The 21,879-nt window shown below is 65.4% G+C and carries 16 protein-coding genes; 5 read left to right on the top strand and 11 right to left on the bottom strand.

The genetic code is table 11. The annotated features are described in order from the left end of the window. Positions 1 to 4: 4 nt before the first annotated feature. Both SD196_RS24895 and hemE read left to right on the top strand, forming a co-directional pair. Positions 5 to 1,423: an FAD-dependent oxidoreductase gene (locus tag SD196_RS24895; protein ID WP_017520506.1), complete on the top strand. Its 1,419-nt coding sequence runs from the start codon at positions 5 to 7 to the stop codon at positions 1,421 to 1,423. Between the two features lie 202 nt (positions 1,424 to 1,625). Further along, the gene (gene hemE / locus SD196_RS24890; protein WP_416310792.1) at positions 1,626 to 2,690 is read left to right on the top strand and encodes a uroporphyrinogen decarboxylase; all 1,065 of its coding nucleotides are present in this window, start codon (positions 1,626 to 1,628) and stop codon (positions 2,688 to 2,690) included. 322 nt (positions 2,691 to 3,012) lie between these two features. Here hemE and gabP read toward each other — a convergent pair whose 3' ends face one another. Together gabP and SD196_RS24880 are read right to left on the bottom strand one after the other, a co-directional pair. Continuing rightward, entirely contained in the window at positions 3,013 to 4,404 is a 1,392-nt protein-coding gene (gene gabP, locus SD196_RS24885) for a GABA permease (RefSeq protein WP_416310791.1), read from the bottom strand. Between the two features lie 244 nt (positions 4,405 to 4,648). Next, entirely contained in the window at positions 4,649 to 5,968 is a 1,320-nt protein-coding gene (locus SD196_RS24880; RefSeq protein WP_331317850.1) for an MFS transporter, read from the bottom strand. 172 nt (positions 5,969 to 6,140) lie between these two features. Between SD196_RS24880 and SD196_RS24875 the strand changes: the two genes are divergently transcribed. Both SD196_RS24875 and SD196_RS24870 read left to right on the top strand, forming a co-directional pair. Then, complete coding sequence (locus tag SD196_RS24875; RefSeq protein WP_275608979.1) at positions 6,141 to 7,049, top strand: LysR family transcriptional regulator; 909 nt, start codon at positions 6,141 to 6,143, stop codon at positions 7,047 to 7,049. Between the two features lie 77 nt (positions 7,050 to 7,126). Beyond that, on the top strand, positions 7,127 to 7,894 hold the full coding sequence (locus tag SD196_RS24870) for a ParA family protein (RefSeq protein ID WP_275608978.1): 768 nt from the start codon (positions 7,127 to 7,129) through the stop codon (positions 7,892 to 7,894). A 50-nt stretch (positions 7,895 to 7,944) separates the two neighbouring features. On the opposite strand, the gene SD196_RS24865 is transcribed toward SD196_RS24870, so the two are convergent. The 9 genes from SD196_RS24865 to SD196_RS24825 all read right to left on the bottom strand — a co-directional run bounded on the left by SD196_RS24865 (position 7,945) and on the right by SD196_RS24825 (position 20,727). After that, a complete protein-coding gene (locus SD196_RS24865) occupies positions 7,945 to 8,751 on the bottom strand; it encodes a universal stress protein (RefSeq protein ID WP_343576658.1) in 807 nt (268 codons plus the stop codon). Between the two features lie 77 nt (positions 8,752 to 8,828). Further along, positions 8,829 to 9,272, bottom strand: coding sequence for a YiiD C-terminal domain-containing protein (locus SD196_RS24860; protein ID WP_416310790.1), 444 nt, complete (start codon positions 9,270 to 9,272; stop codon positions 8,829 to 8,831). A 105-nt stretch (positions 9,273 to 9,377) separates the two neighbouring features. Further along, on the bottom strand, positions 9,378 to 9,812 hold the full coding sequence (gene trxC / locus SD196_RS24855; protein ID WP_416310789.1) for a thioredoxin TrxC: 435 nt from the start codon (positions 9,810 to 9,812) through the stop codon (positions 9,378 to 9,380). A 51-nt stretch (positions 9,813 to 9,863) separates the two neighbouring features. Next, positions 9,864 to 11,141, bottom strand: coding sequence for a bifunctional O-acetylhomoserine aminocarboxypropyltransferase/cysteine synthase (locus tag SD196_RS24850; protein WP_275608974.1), 1,278 nt, complete (start codon positions 11,139 to 11,141; stop codon positions 9,864 to 9,866). A gap of 122 nt (positions 11,142 to 11,263) precedes the next feature. Continuing rightward, on the bottom strand, positions 11,264 to 12,724 hold the full coding sequence (gene selO, locus SD196_RS24845) for a protein adenylyltransferase SelO (protein ID WP_370600180.1): 1,461 nt from the start codon (positions 12,722 to 12,724) through the stop codon (positions 11,264 to 11,266). A gap of 58 nt (positions 12,725 to 12,782) precedes the next feature. Further along, positions 12,783 to 16,139, bottom strand: coding sequence for a mechanosensitive channel MscK (mscK, locus tag SD196_RS24840; RefSeq protein WP_331317836.1), 3,357 nt, complete (start codon positions 16,137 to 16,139; stop codon positions 12,783 to 12,785). An 83-nt stretch (positions 16,140 to 16,222) separates the two neighbouring features. Continuing rightward, on the bottom strand, positions 16,223 to 17,965 hold the full coding sequence (locus tag SD196_RS24835) for a potassium/proton antiporter (protein WP_275608971.1): 1,743 nt from the start codon (positions 17,963 to 17,965) through the stop codon (positions 16,223 to 16,225). Between the two features lie 100 nt (positions 17,966 to 18,065). Beyond that, complete coding sequence (locus SD196_RS24830) at positions 18,066 to 18,713, bottom strand: hypothetical protein (RefSeq protein ID WP_343576669.1); 648 nt, start codon at positions 18,711 to 18,713, stop codon at positions 18,066 to 18,068. Between the two features lie 196 nt (positions 18,714 to 18,909). Further along, on the bottom strand, positions 18,910 to 20,727 hold the full coding sequence (locus SD196_RS24825; RefSeq protein ID WP_343576671.1) for an acyl-CoA dehydrogenase: 1,818 nt from the start codon (positions 20,725 to 20,727) through the stop codon (positions 18,910 to 18,912). Positions 20,728 to 20,860: 133 nt separating this feature from the next. Here SD196_RS24825 and SD196_RS24820 point away from each other — a divergent pair, with 133 nt between their 5' ends. Then, positions 20,861 to 21,697 carry a 23S rRNA (adenine(2030)-N(6))-methyltransferase RlmJ gene (locus SD196_RS24820; protein WP_343576674.1) on the top strand — a complete coding sequence of 279 codons (837 nt, stop codon included), beginning with the start codon at positions 20,861 to 20,863 and terminating at the stop codon, positions 21,695 to 21,697. The last annotated feature ends 182 nt before the right edge of the window (positions 21,698 to 21,879 follow it).

The following is a 21,879-nucleotide window of genomic DNA, read 5'->3' as shown; positions in this document are numbered from 1 at the left end:
GAAAATGTCTGAACGTCTGAATAACGACTTCCAGTTCATCGAAGTCGGGCGCAAGGATCCGAAGAAGAAGCTCCTGCGCCAACGCAAGCGCGAGTTCGTGGAAATCTACGACCTGTTCAAGCCGCAGCAGGCGGCCGACCAGGCCCACCGCTGCCTGGGCTGCGGCAACCCGTATTGCGAGTGGAAGTGCCCGGTGCACAACTTCATCCCTAACTGGTTGAAGCTGGTCTCCGAAGGCAACATCCTCGCCGCCGCCGAACTGTCCCACCAGACCAACACCCTGCCGGAAGTCTGCGGCCGGGTGTGCCCGCAGGACCGCCTGTGCGAAGGCGCCTGCACCCTGAACGACGGGTTCGGCGCGGTCACCATCGGTTCGGTGGAGAAGTACATCACCGACACCGCGTTCGCCATGGGCTGGCGCCCGGACATGTCCAAGGTCAAGCCCACCGGCAAGCGCGTCGCCGTGATCGGCGCGGGCCCGGCGGGCCTGGGCTGCGCCGATGTGCTGGTGCGCAACGGCGTGACTCCGGTGGTGTTCGACAAGAACCCGGAAATCGGCGGCCTGCTGACCTTCGGCATCCCCGAGTTCAAGCTGGAGAAGCAGGTGCTGTCCCGTCGCCGAGAAGTCTTCACCGGCATGGGCATCGAGTTCCGCCTGAACACCGAGATTGGCAAGGACGTGACCATGGAGCAACTGCTCGATGAGTACGATGCCGTGTTCATGGGCATGGGCACCTACACCTACATGAAAGGCGGCTTCCCCGGCGAGGACCTGCCCGGCGTGCACGATGCGCTGGACTTCCTGATCGCCAACGTGAACCGCAACCTGGGCTTCGAGAAGTCGCCGGAAGACTTTGTCGACATGAAGGGCAAGCGTGTCGTGGTGCTGGGCGGTGGCGACACCGCGATGGACTGCAACCGTACTTCGATCCGCCAGGGGGCCAAGAGCGTGACCTGCGCCTACCGTCGTGACGAAGAGAACATGCCTGGCTCGCGCAAAGAGGTGAAGAACGCCAAGGAAGAGGGCGTGAAGTTCCTCTTCAACCGCCAGCCCATCGCCATCGTCGGCGAGGACAAGGTGGAAGGCGTTAAGGTGGTCGAGACCCGTCTCGGCGAGCCGGATGCCCGTGGCCGTCGCAGCCCCGAGCCGATCCCGGGCTCCGAGGAAATCATCCCGGCCGAAGCCGTGCTGATCGCCTTCGGCTTCCGCCCGAGCCCGGCCCCGTGGTTCGACCAGCACCAGGTGGAAATCGACAGCCAGGGCCGCGTCATCGCCCCGGCCGCCGCGCAGTTCAAGCACCAGACCAGCAATCCGAAGATCTTCGCCGGTGGAGACATGGTCCGGGGTTCCGACCTGGTGGTGACCGCGATCTTCGAAGGCCGTACGGCTGCTGAAGGCATTCTGGACTACCTGGGCGTCTGATCGGGAGTTTGTAGGAGCGAGCTTGCTCGCGAACTTGCCCCGCAGCGGGGCATTCGCGAGCAAGGACTAGGCGTCCCCTCGGTCCTACGAAAAGCACTTCCAGCAGCGACCAAATGTCGCGCAAGACAAAAGGCACGGCACCCGCCGTGCCTTTTCGTTTGGGCTTTGCGAAAATGCCCGCACTTTTTTTCCGGATGCCGTTATGACTGCCCTGAAGAACGATCGCTTCCTCCGCGCCCTGCTCAAGCAGCCCGTCGATGTCACCCCCGTCTGGATGATGCGCCAGGCCGGCCGCTACCTGCCGGAATACCGCGCCACCCGCGCCAAGGCCGGTGACTTCATGAGCCTGTGCATGAACCCGCAGATGGCCTGCGAAGTGACCCTGCAGCCGCTGGACCGTTACCCGCAGCTGGATGCCGCGATCCTCTTCTCCGACATCCTCACCATCCCCGACGCCATGGGCCAGGGCCTGTACTTCGAGACCGGCGAAGGCCCGCGTTTCAAGAGGGTCGTGACCACCCAGGCCGACATCGATGCCCTGCCGATCCCCGATCCGGAGAAGGACCTGGGCTACGTGATGGACGCCGTGCGCACCATCCGCCGCGAGCTGAACGGCCGCGTGCCGCTGATCGGCTTCTCCGGCAGTCCCTGGACCCTGGCCACCTACATGGTCGAAGGCGGCTCCAGCCGTGACTTCCGCAAGACCAAGGCGATGCTCTACGACAACCCGCAGGCCCTGCACGCGCTGCTGGACAAGCTGGCGCAGTCGGTCACCAACTACCTGAACGGCCAGATCCTCGCCGGCGCCCAGGCGGTGCAGATCTTCGATTCCTGGGGCGGCGCGCTGTCGGCGGCGGCGTACCAGGAGTTCTCCCTGGCCTACATGCAGAAGATCGTCGACGGCCTGATCCGCGAACACGAAGGTCGCCGCGTGCCGGTGATCCTCTTCACCAAGGGTGGCGGCCTGTGGCTGGAATCCATGGCCAACACCGGCGCCGAAGCCCTGGGCCTGGACTGGACCTGCGACATTGGCAGCGCCCGCGCCCGCGTTGGCGACAAGGTGGCGCTGCAGGGCAACATGGACCCGGCGGTGCTGCATGCCAAGCCGGAAGCCATCCGTGCCGAAGTCGCTCGCATCCTTGGCGCCTTTGGTAACGGCAATGGGCACGTGTTCAACCTCGGCCACGGAATCACCCCGGAAGTCGATCCGGCCCATGCCGGCGCCTTCTTCGAGGCGGTGCACGAGCTGTCGGCGCAGTACCACTGAACCTGGCGCTGAACTGAAAAGCCCCGCGGATGCGGGGCTTTTTTTCCCGGGGTATGGGCGCGCGCAGGACGGGACGTCCTCCTCGGTCCTACGAAGAGCGCTGCGAGCTTCAGCCTGGGCGCTGGAGCTGCGGGTGGAGCGCGGACTATGCAGGCGCAGACTGCCGGAATACCCCTGTAGGAGGGGATTCATCCGCGAGGGATTTCGCGGACAAGGTCCGCTCCTACGGGCTGGCTCCGTGCATCACCGTCAATGAAAAAGCCCCGCTGCGAAGCGGGGCTTTTTAGTTCCCTCATGGAGCTTCAAGCCCCATCAGAGTGCATCACGCAGCATCGCCCACCAATCCGGCGGCGCTCTGGGCCTTGCGACGGTTCGACACCAGCAGGCCCGAGCAGACCACCACGACGGTCAGCAGGGTGGTGGCGACCACTTCCATGCGGTGATCCGGGCGGATCAGCATGATCGCGAGGGCGCCGACGATGAAGATGATCACCGCCCAGGTCAGCCAGGGGAACAGCCACATCTTCAGCTTCAGCTGATGGCCCTGGGCGAGCAGCTTCTTGCGCATGCGCAGTTGCGACAGGGCGATCACCAGGTACACCAGCAGGGCGATGGCGCCGGAGCTGGCCAGCAGGAAGTTGAACACTTCGGCCGGGGCCAGGTAGTTGGCGAAGGTGCACAGGAAGGCCATGGCGGTGGACAGCAGCACGGCGTACACCGGGGTGCGGCTGACGCTGGTCACCTGGGCGATCTTCGGCGCGTCGCCGCGCTTGCTCAGGGAGTACATCATGCGCGAGGCGGTGTAGAGCGCCGAGTTCAGGCAACTGGTCACCGAGACGAGGACGATGATGTCGACGATCAGCTTGGCGTACGGGATGTGCAGGTGCTCCAGCACGGTCTGGTAGGAGCCCATGCTCACCAGGCGCGGATCGTTCCACGGCACCAGGCAGACCACGATCAGGATCGACAGCAGGTAGAACAGCGCGATACGCCAGATCACCGAGTTGGTGGCGCGGGTGATCTGCTGCGCCGGGTCCTTGGACTCGGTGGCGGCGATGGTGACGATCTCCGAACCCATGAAGGAGAACATGGTGGTCAGCAGCGCGGCGAGCACGGCACCCCAGCCCCTGGGCATGAAGCCTTCGCTGGTCAGGTGGCCGATGCCGGAGACTTCGCTGTTGGGCGAGAAGCCGAAGATGGCTGCGCAGCCCAGAATCAGGAAGGCGATGATCGAGACGACCTTGATCAGCGCCAGCCAGAACTCGAACTCACCGTAGTTCTTCACACTGAACAGGTTGGTGATGGTCAGCGCGGAAGTGATCACGAAGGCCAGTACCCAGATCGGCGCGCCGGGGAACCAGGCGTGGATGATGGCCGCGGCGGCGTTGGCTTCCAACGGAATCACCAGGACCCAGAACCACCAGTACAGCCAGCCGATGGTGAAGCCGGCCCAGTGGCCGATGGCGCGGTCGGCATAGGTGGAGAAGGAGCCGCTGTCCGGCTGCGCGACGGCCATCTCGGCCAGCATGCGCATCACCAGGACCACCAGCAGGCCCGCGACCAGATAGGAAATCATGACTGCCGGACCGGCCTCGGCGATGGCATGGCCGGAACCTACGAACAGGCCGGCGCCAATGGCCCCGGCAATCGAAAGCATCGTGACGTGACGATTTTTCAGGCCCTGGGAGAGGCCGGAAGAAGGAGTACTGCTCATGCTTTACCTACAACTACAGGAGGGAATTGCGTACTGCGGGAGCCGAGGTCCGTTTCAGGATTCCAACAAGTCGTGCATTTTTCTTGACGCAAGGAACGCGCCATATTTTGTTACGACTTTAGTCGTAGAGTGGGAAGAAATGCTACAACGCCCGCATGAAGGGCGTCGTAGGGATGCATGAAGTTATCCTTGTACGACCGTTCAGTGTCGTTTTTGGATATGTTTTGCAAGATGTGTGTAGAAATTACCCGTGTCTGGCAAGTGCGGGCAGGTCGCGCGGTAACACTGCAAGTCGGGCCAGGTGCAATGCCACCAGCAGCGCAATCACCAGCAGGCCGGCGATGAAAAGCCCCACACCGTTCCAGCCATAGTGGTGCCAGAACACCCCGCCGGCGGTGCCGGCGACGCTCGAGCCCACGTAGTAGCTGAACAGGTACAACGACGACGCCTGGCCTTTGGCTTTCAGCGCGCGGCGGCCGATCCAGCTGCTGGCTACCGAGTGCGCGCCGAAGAAGCCGAAGGTGAACACCAGCATGCCGACCAGCACCAGGGCCAGCGGTTGCAGCAGGGTGATCAGCAGGCCGCCGAGCATCAGCGCGATCATCGCCCAGAGCACCTTGCGCCGGCCCAGGCGGTCGGCCAGGGAGCCGACCCAGGCGGAGCTGTAGATGCCTGACAGGTAGACCACCGAGAGCACGCCGACCACTGCCTGGCTCAGGTGGTACGGGTCTGCCAGCAGGCGGTAGCCGATGTAGTTGAACAGGGTGACGAACGCCCCCATCAGCAGGAAGCCTACAAGGAACAGCCAGGGCAGGCCGGCATCGCGGAAGTGTCCGCGCAAGCCCTCGGCCAGTTGGCGCGGCTTGAGTGGTGCCGGGCGGAAGTTCTTCGACTCGGGCAGGATGCGCCAGAACAGCAGCGCTGCGGCCAGGGCGAGCACGCCCAGGGTGGCCAGCGCCACGTGCCAGTTCACGTAGTCCACCAGCACGCCACTGATCAACCGCCCGCTCATCCCGCCGATGGCATTGCCGCCGATATACAGCCCCATGGACAGGCCGATGTGCTGCGGATGGATTTCCTCGGAGAGGTAGGTCATGCCCACCGCTGCCAGGCCGCTGAGCGACAGGCCGAGCAGCGCGCGCATCGCCAGGACGCCATGCCAGGTCGGCATGACTGCGCTGCCGAGGGTGAACAGGGCGGCGAGGATCAGCGAGGCGACCATGATCGACTTGCGCCCGATGGCGTCGGAAATAGGCCCGGTGACCAACAGGCCGAAGGCCATGGTGATGGTGGAGATCGATAGCACCAGGCTGCTCTGTGCCGCCGTCAGGTCGAAGGCCTTGGACAGCACCGGCATCATCGGTTGCACGCAGTAGAGCAGGGCGAAAGTGGCGAAGCCGCCGGAGAACAGCGCCAGGGAGGTGCGCATGAAGGCCGGGGTGCCTTTCTCGATATAACGCTCGATCTCTTCGACCGCGCTGACGACGCTGGCATTCGCTTGGCGCGCGGCATTGAGTAACTCGGGTTCGACTGGTTCTGGAGCCCGCAACGCAGATTGACTCACAACTCACCTCGATTCGGCTCGCGCAGGGGCGGAAAAGGCCCGTACGACGGGGATGGCGGAAGATTTTGGAGTTGTTATTGGGCTTGTGCTGGCAAGGATAGGGAGCAGTCTTTATTATTTCCAATATATTAATCGACACGTTTGATATGTATTTCGACTCAATGGTGGTGGCATGGAATTGAGGCATCTGCGTTACTTCATTGCCGTGGCCGAAGAGCTGCACTTTGGCCGTGCCGCCGAGCAACTGGGCATCTCGCAGCCGCCCTTGAGCCAGCAGATCCAGGCGCTGGAAGAGGAGATCGGCGCGCGTCTGCTGGAGCGCACCAATCGACGGGTGGCGCTGACCGAGGCGGGGCGGCTGTTCCTGACCGAGGCGCGGCAGGTGCTGCAGCAGGTCGATCGCGCGGTGCTGCTGGCGCGCCGCGCGCACCAGGGCGAACTGGGCGAGTTGAAGATCGGTTTCACCGCCTCCGCACCCTTCACCTCGACCCTGCCGCGCAGCATCCTGGCGTTCCGCCAGGCCTACCCGGACGTTCACCTGGAACTGCAGGAGCTGAGCAGCGGCCAGGCCGTGCAGGCCCTGCTGGAGGAGCGGGTGCAGGTCGGGCTGATCCGGCCGATCGCCCTGCCGGAAACCCTGGAGGCGGTGGAGCTGTTCAGCGAGCCGCTGGTGGCGGTGCTCCGGGCCGACCACCCGCTGGCCGAGTCCAGCCTGGACGGCCTGGAGTTTGCCGCGCTGGCGGATGAGCCTTTCGTGTTCTTTCCCCGCAGCTATGGCACCGGCCTTTACAGCCAGTTGATCGCCCTGTCGCGGCAGGCCGGCTTTAGCCCGCGCATCGCCCAGGAGGCCGGCGAGGCCATGACCATCATCGGCCTGGTGGCCGCCGGGCTGGGCGTCTCCATGCTGCCGGCCTCGTTCCGTCGCACGCGGGTGGACGGTGTTGTCTACCGCACGCTGCTCGATCCGGGGGCGACCAGCTCGGTGTGGCTGGTACGTCGGCGCGACGAACGCTCGCCGCTGGCGCAGTCCTTCATCGATCTGCTGACCCGCGAAGTAGCCGCTTTGCGCGCCGACGGCTGACCGTTCGACGGAGGGCTCGCCGTTGTCATGGCCATTGCATAGAATCCGGACACTCGAATGGCTTCGGAGGCAGGCTCATGCGGCGCGTGGTGTTCAATCAGAAAGGTGGAGTGGGCAAATCGAGCATTGCCTGCAACCTGGCGGCGGTCAGTGCGGCGGAGGGGTATCGCACGCTGCTGGTGGACCTGGATGCCCAGGCCAACTCGACGCACTACCTGACCGGGCTGACCGGTGAGGACCTGCCGGTAGGAATCGCCGACTTCTTCAAGCAGACCCTCTCGTCCGGCCCCTTCAGCCGCAAGGGCAAGGTCGATATCTACGAGACGCCCTTCGACAACCTGCACGTGGTCACGGCGAGCCCGGAGCTGGCCGACCTGCAACCCAAGCTCGAGCAGAAGCACAAGATCAACAAGTTGCGCAAACTGCTGGACGAGCTGGCCGAAGACTACGACCGGATCTACCTGGATACCCCGCCGGCGCTGAACTTCTACACCGTCTCGGCGCTGATCGCCGCTGATCGCTGCCTGATCCCCTTCGACTGCGACAGCTTCTCCCGCCAGGCGCTCTACGGCCTGCTGCAGGAGATCGAGGAGCTGAAGGAGGACCACAATGAGGACCTGGAAGTCGAGGGCATCGTGGTCAACCAGTTCCAGCCGCGTGCGACCTTGCCGCAGCAGTTGCTGGATGAACTGGTGGAAGAGGAGCTGCCGGTGCTGCCGGTGTACCTGATGAGCTCGGTGAAGATGCGTGAGTCGCACCAGGCGTGCACGCCGCTGATCTTCCTCGATCCGCGACACAAGCTGACCCAGCAGTTCGTCGAGCTGCACAACCTGCTGGAAGCCTGAGCTCCCGGCAGATCAAACGCTCCCGCCCAGGGGGCGTGCCCGGCGGCGCCTCACTGCGAGATGAGAATGTCGCACGGCGGCCGACGCAGGAAGTAGCGGGTCGAACTGCCGAGCATGGCCTGCTCGATGGCGCCGCGGCTGCGACTGCCGAGCACCAGCAGGTCTGGCGTCCATTCCCGCAGCGCGGTCTCCAGCGCCTGTTGGAAGTTTCCCGGTTGCACCGCACAGAGCAATTGCGGCCCTTCGGCCGGCAACTGTGCGCGCTCATCCTGCAGTGTCTGGCGCAGCAGCGCGCGCTGGGTCTCCAGATGCTCGTCGGCGCGCCCGGTCCTGCCGGGCTGGTAGGCATTGAGCGCCAGCAGCTGCGCGCCGGTCGGCAGCAGCCGGTAGCCGGCGCGCCAGGCCTGGCAGGAGCACAGTGACAGGTCCAGTCCGGCCAGTGCGCGGGTGTAGGGTTCGGCGGATTCATCCACTGCCAGCAGAATCGGCGTGCGGCAATGGCGGGCGATCCGCTCCAGTGTGGTGCCGTCGAAGCGCTCAAGAATCTGCTGGTGATGCGCACCGATCAGCAGCAGGTCGGCCTTGAGCTCCTGCGCTGCCTGGGTGACGGTGGTCGCGGCGCGGCCCTGGCGGATCAGCAACTGGTAGTCGGCAATGGCGTTGGCCGCCACGGCATCGCGCAACGCGACCTCGGCGGCCTCACGGACGGTGTCCATCATGCGGTCGGGGAAGTACTCCTCGATCACATGCAGCAAGGTGACGTGCGCGCCATGCTGGCGGGCCAGTTGGGCGGCGCGGCGTACCGCAATGTCCGCTTCCACGCTGAGGTCGTGGGCGACGAGCAGGTTCCTGTACATGGTGGCGTCCCTCTGTGACGCCACCACTGTCGCGCCATGTAGGAAATTTCACCTTGATACAGGACAACGGCCCATCGTCAGCGGCTACGCAGTTGATAGACGGCGTGGCTCTCGGCGACAACGTCGCCGTTCTCATCCTTGAGTTGTAGGTCGAGCACGAAGTCGGCCTTGCCGTTGGTGGTCGCTTCCTCGCCGATGCGCTGGATTTTGTCCTCGCTGAGCCGGGCGTCGACAGTAATGTCGCTGGCGGCGGGGCGCAGGAAGCGCAGTCCGGCTTCCTTGACGATCGGGTAGAAGCGTCGAGCGTCGAAGCTGGTCATCATGAGCACGCCGCCCGGCAGTTCGGCCACGGTGAACAGGGCGCCGGCGTACATGTTGTGGATGTGGTTCTCGTTGCCCTTGAGCGGCATACGCAGGCGCACATGGCCTGCTTCCAGCACTTCGGCCTTCAGGCCCGTGCGTTTGACGAAGGCGATGTGTTCTTCGGTGACCTGGCGGATGAATGCTTCGGGGTAGGACATGGGCGCGCTCCGTTTCGCCTGTTTATCGTCTGCCCAAGACTAGCTGCACCGCACGGTCTGGCAATGACCGCGCGGATTGACCGGATCGCTCAGTGGATGAGGGCGTCAGATACCGTTGCGAGCCAGCCAGTCGAGCAACTGTGGCAGCGGTATGGCGCCGCTCTGGCGCGCCACTTCCTGGCCGTTACGCAGCAGGATCAGGCTGGGAATCGAACGGATGCCCAGGCGCGTGGAGAGGTTCGGGTTGGCATCGCTGTCCAGCTTGGCCAGACGCACTTTTCCGGACAGGCGCGCGGCCGCCTGCTCGAATACCGGCGCAAAGCTCTTGCACGGACCGCACCAGTCGGCCCAGACGTCCACCAGCAGCGGCAGGTCGCCCTTGGCCTGGGCGGCGAAGCCGGCTTCGTTCAGCTCGAAGGGGCGGTCGACGATGACCGGCGACTGGCAGCGGCCGCAGCGCGGCGCGTCGCCCAGGCGCTCGGCGGGTACGCGGTTGAGGCCGTTGCACTGCGGGCAGGGGATGATCAGGGATTCGGACATGGCGAGGCTCCAGAGGCTATGACGCCAAGGTGGAGCCTCGCGGTCCGGGTTTCAACCCTCGGCAGCCCGCAGCGCCTGGGCGAGGTCGGCGAGGATGTCGTCGATATGCTCGATGCCGATGGACAGGCGCACCATGTCGCGCGGTACGCCGGCCTTCTCCAGTTCCTCGTCGTTGAGCTGGCGGTGGGTGGTGGAGGCCGGGTGGCAGGCCAGGGACTTGGCGTCGCCGATGTTCACCAGGCGTACCACCAGCTTCAGTGCGTCGATGAAGCGCGCGCCGGCTTCCTGTCCGCCCTGGATGCCGAAGGAGAGGATCGCCGCCGGCTGGCCGCCCATGTAGCGCTGGGCCAGGGCGTGCTCGGGGTGGTCGGCGAGGCCTGCGTATTTCACCCAGTTCACCTGCGGATGTTCCTGCAGGTAGCGCGCGACTTTCAGGGCGTTGTCGCAGTGGCGCTCCATGCGCAGCGCCAGGGTTTCCAGGCCCTGCAGGATGAGGAAGGCGTTGAACGGCGACAGCGCGGCGCCGGTGTTGCGCAGCGGCACCACGCGGCAGCGGCCGATGAAGGCGGCGGGGCCGAAGGCTTCGGTGTAGGTCACGCCGTGGTAGGACGGGTCCGGGGTGTTGAGCAGCGGGAAGCGCGCCTTGTTCTCGGCCCAGGGGAAGTTGCCGGAGTCGACGACGATGCCGCCGATGCTGGTGCCGTGGCCGCCGATGTACTTGGTCAGCGAATGCACGACGATGTCCGCGCCGTGCTCGAAGGGCCGGCAGAGGATCGGCGTGGCGACGGTATTGTCGACGATCAGCGGCACGCCGTGGCGGTGCGCGGCGTCGGCCAGGGCCTGCAGGTCGACGATGTTGCCCGCCGGGTTGCCGATGGATTCGCAGAACACCGCCTTGGTGCGCTCGTCGATCAGCGCTTCGAGGGCGGCGATGTCGTCATGGGGCGCGAAGCGGGTCTGGATGCCGAAGCGCGGTAGGGTGTGGGCGAGCAGGTTGTAGGTGCCGCCGTAGAGCTTGGCCACCGAGACGATGTTGTCGCCAGCCTCGGCCACGGTCTGGATGGCGTAGGTGATGGCGGCCATGCCCGAGGCTACGGCCAGTGCGCCGACCCCGCCTTCCAGCGCCGCTACGCGCTCCTCCAGCACCGCGTTGGTGGGGTTCATGATTCGGGTGTAGATGTTGCCGGCGACTTTCAGGTCGAACAGGTCGGCGCCGTGCTGGGTGTCGTCGAAGGCGTAGGAGCTGGTCTGGTAGATCGGCACGGCCACGGCCTTGGTGGTCGGGTCGGGGCTGTAGCCGGCGTGAATGGCGAGGGTTTCCAGTTTCATTGTTCGAGCATCCTTGTGGCAGAAAGGACCGAGGATGCGAGCGGCGTCCGGCGTCGGTCAATGACCGGGAGCAATACCGCCGGGGCGCCGCTAGATCGCTTTTCGCTGAGCTTATAACCGGCTCACGAGGAACAACTGATCTCCAGGTGCTTGCCCCAGTCTGGCGGACGGCGGGTGAAGGCCTCGGCACCGGGCTGCTCTTCGAATGGCTTGCTCAACACTTCATGCAGGCGGCGCACCACGCTGTAGTTGCCCTGTTCGGCGGCGGTGATGGCTTCCTGGGCGAGGTAATTGCGCAGGACGTAGAGCGGGTTGACCGCGTGCATGCGCGCTCGCCTGTCTTCCTGGCTGCCACCTTCGCGCTCGGCGCGGGCGCGGTACTCGGCAGCCCAGGCGTCGAAGGTCGCCAGGTCGACGAAGTCCTCACGCACCACCGCCAGCGCCTGCTCCGGTGCCTGCTCGCCGAGGCGGCGGAAGAACAGCGAGTAGTCCACCGCGCCTTTCTGCATGGCCTGCAGCAGGGTTTGCACCAGTTCCAGGTCGCCGTCTTCCGCTGTGGTCAGCCCCAGGCGGCGGCGCATCAGGTCGAGGTAGTGGGCCTGGTAGAGCGGCAGGAACAGGTCCAGGGTGGCGCGCAGGTCGTCGACTTCGACGAAGGGCGTCAGCGCCTGGCCCAGCGCGGCGAGGTTCCAGTGGGCGATGGGCACCTGGTTGCTGAAGGAGTAGCGGCCCATGTCGTCGGAGTGGTTGCAGATGTGGTTGGCGTCGAAGTCGTCGAGGAAGGCGTAGGGGCCGTAGTCGAAGGTGATGCCGAGGATCGACATGTTGTCGGTGTTCATCACCCCGTGGCAGAAGCCGTAGGCCTGCCAGAGCGCGATCATCTCGGCGTTGCGTTCGACCACTTCGCGGAAGAGGGCGAGGTAGGGTTTCTCATCGCTCAGGCATTGCGGGAAGTATTCGCGCAGGACGAACTCGCCCAGGGTCTTCAGATGCTCTTCCTGCTTCGTGTAGTAGAAATACTCGAAGTGGCCGAAGCGTACGTGGCTGGGCGCCAGGCGCAGCAGCATGGCGCCGGTTTCCTTGGTCTCGCGCCATACCGTGGTGCTGGAGCCGGTGACGCACAGGGCGCGGCTGGTGGGGATGCCCAGCGCATTGAGGTATTCGCTGGCGAGGAATTCGCGGATCGAAGAGCGCAGCACTGCGCGGCCGTCGCCCATGCGTGAGTAGGGTGTCTGTCCGGCGCCCTTGAGGTGCAGGTCCCAGTGTTCGCCGGCGTCGTTCACCACTTCGCCCAGCAGCAGGCCGCGACCATCGCCCAGGCGCGGGTTGTAGGCGCCGAACTGGTGCCCTGAGTAGACCATCGCCCGTGGCTCGGCCGCGTCCCACAGCTTGTGGCCGGCGAAGATTTCGGCGAACACCGGGTCGTCCGCTTCGCTTGGGTCGAGGTCTAGCAGCGCCATGGCCGAGGTGCTGGCGATGACCAGGCGCGGGTCGGCGATGGGGTCGGGCAGGACTTCGGTGGAAAAGACGTCGCCCAGGCGGGCGAAGCGGTTATCGAAGACGAGTTCGTCGAGCTTTTTCACTGGGTGACTCCGGATAAGTCCGAGCATTGTGCTCGGATTTATCCGGAGGCGTCCACCCTCAGGCCTTGCCGGCGTCGGGCTTGTCCTGCGCTGGCTTGAGCTGAACCGGCGTAGCAGAGGGCTGTTGGCCAATGATCAACTGGGCTTCCTGGCCTTGCAGGTTCTTCACGAACACGTCGACCTGGTTGAACGCCATGTCGATGCCTTTTTCGCGGAAGGCCAGGGCGATGCGGGTCAGGGTTTCATCCACCGCCGGGTTGCGGTCGCCCAGTTCGCGCACGTGGAAACGCAGTTCGTAGTCGAAGGTGCTGGCGCTGATGGTGGTGAAGTACAGCACCGGCTCCGGGTCGCGAAGGATGCGCGAGTTGGCGTGAGCCGCGTCGAGCATGATCTTGCGCGCCAGGGGCAGGTCGCTTTCGTAGGCCAGGCCGATCTTTATGGTGACCCGGGTCACCGTGTCGCTCAACGACCAGTTCACCAGCTGGCCGGTGATGAAGGTCTGGTTGGGGACGATGATTTCCTTGCGGTCGAAGTCGGTGATGGTGGTGGCGCGGATGCGAATCCGGCTGACGGTGCCGGACAGGCTGCCGATGGTCACCACGTCGCCGATCCGCACCGGACGCTCGAAGAGGATGATCAGGCCGGAGACGAAGTTGGAGAAGATCGCCTGCAGGCCGAAGCCCAGGCCGACCGACAGCGCGGCCACCAGCCACTGCAGCTTGTCCCAGCTCACCCCAAGGGTGGACAGCGCGCTGACGAAGCCGACGCCGCTGATGGCGTAGGAGAGCAGGGTGGTGATGGCGTAGGCGCTGCCCTGGGCCAGGGTCAGGCGCTGCAATACCAGCACCTCCAGCAGGCCGGGGAGGTTGCGCGCCAGAGCGACGGTCACTGCGGCGATCACCAGGGCCATGAGGAAGTCGCCCAGGCTGATCGGCGTGGTGGACGCCGCGTCACCGGTACCGCTGGTGTACTGGTAGAGGGTCACGTTGTCGAGGTAGGAGACCACGCTGATCAGGTCGGCCCAGACCCAGTACAGGGTGACCACGAAGCCGATCAACAGGCCCAGACGGATCAGTCGCATCGACTGTTCGTTGATCTGCTCGATGCCCAGGGTCGGCTCCTCGATCACCTCGGTGCCTTCGATGCCTTCCTTGGGCGCGTTCTGTCGGTTCTTCAGGGCGCGCTGGTAGGCCAGGCGACGGGCGGCGACGCCCATGCCGCGGACGAAGGTGGCTTCCACCACCATCCAGAACATCAGCAGGAAGAGGGTGTCGATGAGGCGGTCGGTGAGCTTGAGCGCGGTGTAGTAGTAGCCGAAGCCCACTGCCAGGAACAGCGCCACCGGCAGCACGGTGAAGCCCAGGCCGACGATCATCTTGATCATCGACGGGCGTTCGCTGGAGGGGCTGCCGAACAGCAGCTGGCCGAGTATCCAGGTCATCGCGGCATAGCCGAACAGCACGATAGCGATGCCGATCACGTCATCCGCCAGGCTGGCCGGCTGGTGCTCGGCGACCGTGACCACGGCAACCAGCGACATCACCACCAGGCCCAGTCGGCGCATCAGCTTGCCGAGGAACTGCACCTGTGGCTGGCTCCAGTGGAAGTGCCGCTCGGCGATGCCGCCCGGACGCAGGATGCGGTGTGCGGTGTAGAACACCAGCCAGACCTGGGCCATTTCCAGCAGGGCGCTGCCGAGGGTGGCGTTCTGTCCGCGGGCGTCGAGCAGCAAGGCCAGGCCGCCGATGGCCAGTGCCAGGGTGCCGGGCAACGCCAGTAGCACGGCGAGCAGCAGGGCCAGTGGGGTGTGCGCCTGGCTGTCGCGCTTGAAGTGGCCGATGTCGTCGTTCAGCGATTCCAGCTTGTCGTAGAGGAAACGGCGCTTCCACAGCAGGCCGGCGACCAGCAGGAGCAGCGGCAGGAACAGGAACGGACGGTCGATCAGGCCCTCGCCCAGCTCCTTCACGCCCGAGCCCCAGGGCACCTCGGAAAGCTGGTGATGCAACAGGACCGGGGTCATCTTGAACCACGACAGGTCCAGCGGGCGATTGCTGGGAATCCAGAACATCTGCTCGTCGAGGGTGTCGCGCAGCTTGTCGGCGGTTTCCTTGAGCTGCTTCTGGTTCAGCTGCAGGGTGATCGCCTCGTTGAGCAGCGCATTCAACTCATGGTTGAGGCGCTCCATCAGCTCCAGGCGGGTGTTGACCAGCTCGTTCAGGTCGCGGCGCAGTTGCGGGGTGATGCTTTCCTGTGGCTGCTGTGCCAGCAGGTTGTCGATGTAGACCTCGGAGCTGTTCAGCTCATCGCGCTTCTGGTTCAGTTCGAACTGGTACAGGCGCAGGTCGGCGATTTCGTCGGCCAGGTCGCGGTCGGTCCTGATCACCGGCAGGGATTGCTTCTGCTGGTAGAGGATCTTCGCCAGCAGCAGGCTGCCGCGCAGGACGTTGATCTGCTCGTCCAGCGCCTGCTCGCCCTGGGTCAGGTTGTCGAGTTGCTGCTTGGCTTCGAGGTTGCGCCGGGTCAGGGTGTTGAGGCGGTCGGTGGTGCGCAGCAGGTAGTCCGAGAGCTTGAGGTTGGTGGCGCTTTCCTGGCTGACCAGGCTGTCGGTGCCGGCGGCCTGGTCGGCGTCCTTGGACAGCGCGGCGACGGTTCTCTCAGACTGTTCGCGGCGCTTGCCGCTGATCATTGTCTGCAGTTCGAGGGTCTCCTGCTCCTCGCGACCGATGCGTTCTGCCAGCAGGTCGCGCTGACTGGAGGCGAGGTCGAGCAACAGGTTGTTGCCGGCCAGCTGCTGGCGCAGCAACTGGTTCTGCGCGGTGAGCGCGGCCTGTTCGGCCAGCAGCTCGTCGCGATGTTCGTCACCCAATGGCTTGCCGCTTTCCTTGCCGGCCTTGAGGAGTCCGGCGATTTCCAGCAGGCGGGTCTGGTTCCTGCTCAGGTCAGCCTGGGCGCGCTCCGGGCGGGTTTGCGCGGTGAGCGCCTCGCTCTTGGCGTCGGCCATCTCCTTCTGCCAGGTGGCCAACTGGGTGGATTGCTCGTTGAGCAGCATTTCCAGCTGGACGGCGTTGTAGCCGGCGTAGCGCTGCGTGGCCGGTTTGTCGCTGCTGCCCTTGAGGCGGCTCAGGGTCTTCTGGTTCTCGCTGATCAGCCGGGGCGCATCACTCAGCCGGCCCTTGAGGTCGGCCAGTTGCTTCTCGCTGTCGCTCTTGGCCGCCAGCAGCTTAAGGGTGTTCTCAAGGCTCGCCTTGATCAGCTTGGCGTCGGCCTCCGGCAGTTTGCGCTCGGCCAGGCCGTCGAGGCTCTGCTGTACCTGGTCGGCACTGGGCGGGGTTGTGTCGGCGGCCAGCGCGGGCAGGCCGGTGAGCGAGCCGCCCAGGAGGACGACGGTGAGCAGGGTACGCAGCAGGAATGACATGGTCGCGATCAGCGGCTCGTGCGGAAAGTGGAGTGAGGTTAGTGCTGGCTGGCCGGCGCCCGCAAGCGAGCGCCGGTAGGCGGTCAGAGGAACAGACCGGGGCCGGGGCGGCCTTCGGGGAATTTGACCCCCACCTTGCGGATCTTGTTCCCGTCCAGGGCGGCGACGGTCCAGGTCAGGCCGTTCCATTCCACCTGGTCGCCGATGATCGCCTGGCCGCCGATTTCGTGGGCGATGAAGCGGCCCAGCGTCTGCTCGCCGTCCACGCCTTCCAGCTTCAGGCCATACAGCGAGGACACGGCCGAGAGCTGGGCGTCGCCTTCGAGGACGAAATCGCCGAAGAAGCGCGCACCCAGACCGCGGTCCGGTGCCTGGCTGAACAGTTTGCCAAGGGCGGGGAGGTCATGCTCGTGACCGATCACGCAAAGGATGTCGTCGGCCTCGAGGATGGTACTGCCGGACGGGTGCAGCAGCTGGGTGCCCCGGAACAGGGCGGCGATACGGGTGCCGTCGGGCATCTTCAGCTCGCGCAGGGCGGCGCCGATGCACCACTTTTCCTTGCTCAGGTGATAGACGAACAGCTCCCATTCACTGGTCGGGTGGACCTCCAGGCCGGCACGGGAGATCGGCGCCGGGTCCGGCGGCACAATCACCCGCAGCAGCTTGGCGGCCCAGGGCAGGCTGGTGCCTTGCACCAGCAGCGAGACCAGCACGATGAAGAAGGCCACGTTGAAGAACAGCTGCGCGTTGGGCAAGCCCGCCATCAGCGGGAACACGGCGAGAATGATCGGCACCGCGCCGCGCAGGCCGACCCAGGCGATGAAGGCCTTCTCGCGGCCATGGAAGGCGCGGAATGGAATCAGGCCGACCAGCACCGAGAGCGGGCGGGCGAAGAGGATCATCCACAGCGCCAGGCCCAGCGCCGGCAGGGCGATGGGCCAGAGGTCGTGGGGCGTGACCAGCAGGCCGAGGACCAGGAACATGCCGATCTGCGCCAGCCAGGCCATGCCGTCGAGCATGTGCAGGATGCCGTGGCGGGAGCGGATCGGCTGGTTGCCCAGCATCAGGCCGCACAGGTAGATGGCAAGGATGCCGCTGCCGTGCACCGCGTTGGACACGGCGAAAATCAGCAGGCCGCCGCTGATTACCAGCAGTGGGTAGAGGCCGCTGGCCAGGTGGATGCGGTTGATCACCTGCAGCAGCAGCCAGCCGCCGCCCAGGCCGAGCAGCGAGCCGATGCCGAACTCGCGCAGGAAATGCCAGAGGAAGCTCCAGCTCATGCCGCTCTCGCCGTGGGCGAGCATGTCGATCAGGGTGACGGTGAGGAACACCGCCATCGGGTCGTTGCTGCCCGACTCGATTTCCAGGGTGGCGGTGACACGTTCGTTGAGGCCCTTGCCGCCCAGTAGGGAGAACACCGCCGCGGCGTCGGTGGAACCGACGATGGCGCCGATCAGCAGGCCCTCCATCCAGCTCAGCTTGAACAGCCAGGCGGCGGCGATGCCGGTCAGGCCGGCGGTGATCAGCACCCCGGCTGTGGCCAGCGAGAGCGCCGGCCAGAGCGCCACGCGGAAACTCGCCACCCGCGTGCGCAAACCGCCGTCGAGAAGGATCACGGCCAGCGCCAGGTTGCCCACCAGGTAGGCGATGGGATAGTTGGAGAAGCCGATGCCGCCGGGGCCGTCGGTGCCGGCGACCATGCCCACGGCGAGGAAGATGACCAGGATCGGGATGCCCAGTCGCGAGGACAGCGAGCTGACCAGGATGCTCATGCCGATCAGCACAGCAGCGATCAGGAAATAGCTGTTGATGGCCACGGCATCCAAAGTGTCGACCTCCAGGGGAGTTGGGGAGTGGCGACGCTACTCGGGGATCAGGATGCAGGCCGCATGCCAAGAGATTCTAACCTGCGGATTTGCAAGGCTGTCAAAGGTTAGTTGAGGTTCGTTCAGCGACGATTTCCGGCCAGGGCGCGGCATCGCTCCAGGCGGGGATCAGGTTGAGGGCGGACAGTGTTGCGGGTGTCCAGCGCAGTGGCTGGTCGGGAGCGAGCCGTGCGGCCAGGAGGCAGGCTTCCCGGTCCTGTTGCAGGGTGAGAAGTGCCTTGTGCACTTCGCCGGACGGGTCTTCCTGGCGGGGGCCGGTGACGGTACGAATCTGCGTATGCCAAAGACTCCGTGCCGAGCTGCCGGCGACGCCGCAACTGCCCAGCGGTTCCTGGTAGGAAGAGCCGAACTGGGCGTAGCCGGCATTCACCAGCGCATTGAAGTAGCGGCTCTGTGAGGCGATGGAGGGGCCATCGCCGCCGCGCAGTACGGCCAGTCCGTCGATCATCGCCTTGTCGATGATCTTCAGGTACTGATCGGCGTGCTCGAAGGCTTCGGCGCTGGGCTCGCTGTAGATGGGGGCGGCGCTCAGCGACTGCGTCGGGACGCGTAACGGGCTTTCATTGGGGAGTGCGTCCGCCGACTCCGGGCTCAGCAGCTGGACCATGCAGGTCAGCCCAATGATGGTGGAGAGCAGGGACAGCAGAACGAGCAGGAGGTGAGGACGTGTTGGGGGATTGATTGCCATGGGCGTGACGGTCGTGAAGTTGCGCGGGCGCTATTCAACGGCAGGTCACCCTGGTTTCGCTGTCGGATGGTTTGATGCTGTTTGTCAGTTTTTTTGGTTGTTGATGGGGAAAATGTCCGCCGGGTGCAGTAGCGCCGCTCCAGACGGCGGGCATAAAAAAGCCCCGGACGTGACCGGGGCAGGAGGGCATGCAGGGCTAGAACCAGGTGTCCTGCATGGTCGAACAGGTGTCGTCGCGGGCTTCGAGCAACGCCAGCTCGTGGTGGCAGGCAGGTACTTCCCAGGTCAGGAAGTAGCGTGCGGCCTGCAGCTTGCCGCGGTAGAAGTCGGTATCGGCGGCGTTGCCTGCGCCTTTCTGTATCAGCGCCAGTCCTTCCTCGGCGCGGATCGCCTGCTCCAGCCAGCGCCAGCCGATTACCGCGTGACCGAATACCTTCAGGTACAGCGCGGAGTTGGCCAGGCCCTGGGCCACGCGGCCCTGCATCAGGTCGCCGAGCAGGCTCAGGGTGGTCGCCGACAGGCGCGCCATCAACTGCTCCAGCGGCTCGCGCAGCTTGTCCAGCGACGGGTGCGCCTGGGCGCGTGCGCAGCACTGGTTGATCAGGCGGGTCAGTTGCTTGAGGCCGGCGCCGTTGTTCTGTGCAAGCTTGCGCCCCAGCAGGTCCAGCGACTGGATGCCGTGGGTGCCTTCATGAATCGGGTTCAGGCGGTTGTCGCGGTAGTACTGCTCCACCGGGTATTCACGGGTGTAGCCGTGGCCGCCAAGGATCTGGATGGCCAGCTCGTTGGCCTTGAGGCAGAACTCCGAGGGCCAGGATTTGACGATCGGGGTGAGCAGGTCGAGCAGTTCGTGGGCCTGCTTGCGCCCCTCCTCGGTGGGCAGCGTCTCGCAGTCGTCCACCAGGCGCGCGGCGTACAGGCCGAGATCGAAGGCGCCTTCGACGTAGGCCTTCTGGGTCAGCAGCATGCGCCGCACGTCGGCGTGCTCGATGATCGCCACGGGGGCGGAGGTCGGGTCCTTGGCGTCCACCGGGCGGCCCTGCGGGCGTTCGCGGGCGTATTCCAGCGAGTACAGGTAGCCGGCATAGCCGAGCATGATCGCGCCCATGCCGACGCCGATGCGCGCCTCGTTCATCATCTGGAACATGTAGGCCAGGCCGTGGTGCGGCTTGCCGACCAGATAGCCGACGCACTCGCCTTTATCGCCGAAGTTCAGCGCCGTGGAGGTGGTGCCGCGCCAGCCCATCTTGTGGAACAGCCCGGCCAGGGCCACGTCGTTGCGCGCGCCGAGGGAGCCGTCGGCGTTGACCAGGAACTTCGGCACGATGAACAGGCTGATGCCTTTCACGCCGGGCGGCGCGTCCGGCAGCTTGGCCAGGACCATGTGCACGATGTTGTCCGACAACGGGTGGTCGCCGCCGGAGATGAAGATCTTGTTGCCCTTGATCCGGTAGCTGCCGTCGGCAGCCGGTTCCGCGCGGGTGCGGATGTCGGCCAGGGACGAGCCGGCGTGGGGCTCGGTCAGGGCCATGGTGCCGAACCAGCGGCCCTCGATCATCGGCTGGAGGAACAGGCGCTTCTGCTCGTCGCTGCCGAAGGTCTCGATCAGGTGGCTGGCGCCCATGCTCAGCATCGGGTAGGACGAGGTGGCGATGTTGGCCGACTGGAAGTGCGCGAAGCAGGCGCGCGACAGCAGGTGCGGCAGTTGCATGCCACCCTGTTCGAAGCTGCGCGAGGCGTTCTGGAAGCCGGCCTCGTTGAAGGCGTCCACCGCTGGCTTCACTTCCGGAATCAGCACCGCGCCGCCATCGACGTACTGCGGTTCGTTCTCGTCGTTCTTGCGGTTGTGCGGGGCGAACAGCTCCTCGGCGATGCCACGGGCGGTACCCAGGGCGGCGTCGAAGGTCTCGCGGTTGTGGTCGGCGAAGCGTTCGCGCAGGGTCAGGGCCTCGGCATCGAGTACTTCGTAGAGTTCGAAAGCGAGGTTGCGGGAGCTGAGCAGGGTCTCGGACATGGATCGACCTCCGTGGGAATGGCCGCAGTCTAGTCTGGTGAATGAACCTCGCACAGAATCATCCACGAGCGTGATAAAGGGCTAAAACACCTCGACTACGGCTACACTGCGCGCCTTGAGGAGTCTGCCATCCATGAACTACCGCCATGCCTACCACGCCGGCAACCACGCCGACGTGTTCAAACACATCGCCCTGGCGCGCATCTTCGCGCTGATGGCGCGCAAGGACACGCCCTTCGCCTACCTCGACAGCCACTCGGGTGTGGGCCTGTACGACCTGCTGGGCGACGAAGCCAGCCGCACCGGCGAGTGGGAGTCGGGCATCGGCCGCCTGTGGGAGCGCGATGATCTGCCGGAGCTGCTGCAGGACTACCTGGAGGTAGTGCGCACCCTGAATCCCGACGGCGGCCTGGAGTTCTATCCCGGCTCGCCGGAGCTGGCGCGCCGCCTGACCCGCCCGCAGGACCGCGTGCTGCTCAACGAGCTGCATCCCGAGGACGGCCGCCTGCTCAAGGCCAACATGGGCGGCGAGCGTCGCATCGCCGTGCACCAGGGCGACGGCTGGCTGCTGCCTCGAGCCTTTCTGCCGGTGTCCGAGAAGCGTGGCGTGCTGCTGATCGACCCGCCGTTCGAGCAGGGTGACGATCTGGAACGCTGCGTGGCCGCGCTGGACGAGGCCATCGGCCGCATGCGCCAGACCGTGGTCGCCATCTGGTACCCGATCAAGGATCGTCGCCAGCTCAAGCGCTTCTACCAGCGCCTGGAGAAGAGCTCGGCGCCCAAGCTGTTGCGCGCGGAGCTTTGCGTGCATCCGGCGGACACGGCCGAGCGCCTGAACGGCTCCGGCCTGGTCATCGCGAATCCGCCGTGGCCGCTGGACGAGGAGCTGCGCGGCCTGCTGCCGTGGCTGGCGGATACGCTGGCGCAGAGCGAAGGTAGCTGGCAGTTGGACTGGCTGATTGCGGAATGAAAAAAGCCCCGGCAATGCCGGGGCTTTTTTGTGGGAGAAACCATTATTCCTCTTGAAACGCTGTGCCGGCGTGTCCCCTCACCCCAGCCCTCTCCCTAAGGGAGAGGGAGCTGTCCGTGCCGGCTGACTGAGTCGTTTCCTCCGGCGCCGAACGGTCCCCTCTCCCGCTTGCGGGAGAGGGA

Source organism: Pseudomonas macauensis (assembly GCF_047902425.1).
Classification (GTDB): domain Bacteria; phylum Pseudomonadota; class Gammaproteobacteria; order Pseudomonadales; family Pseudomonadaceae; genus Pseudomonas.
The sequence above is the reverse complement of the archived record's forward strand: the minus strand, read 5'-3'. Positions and strand labels throughout refer to the sequence as shown.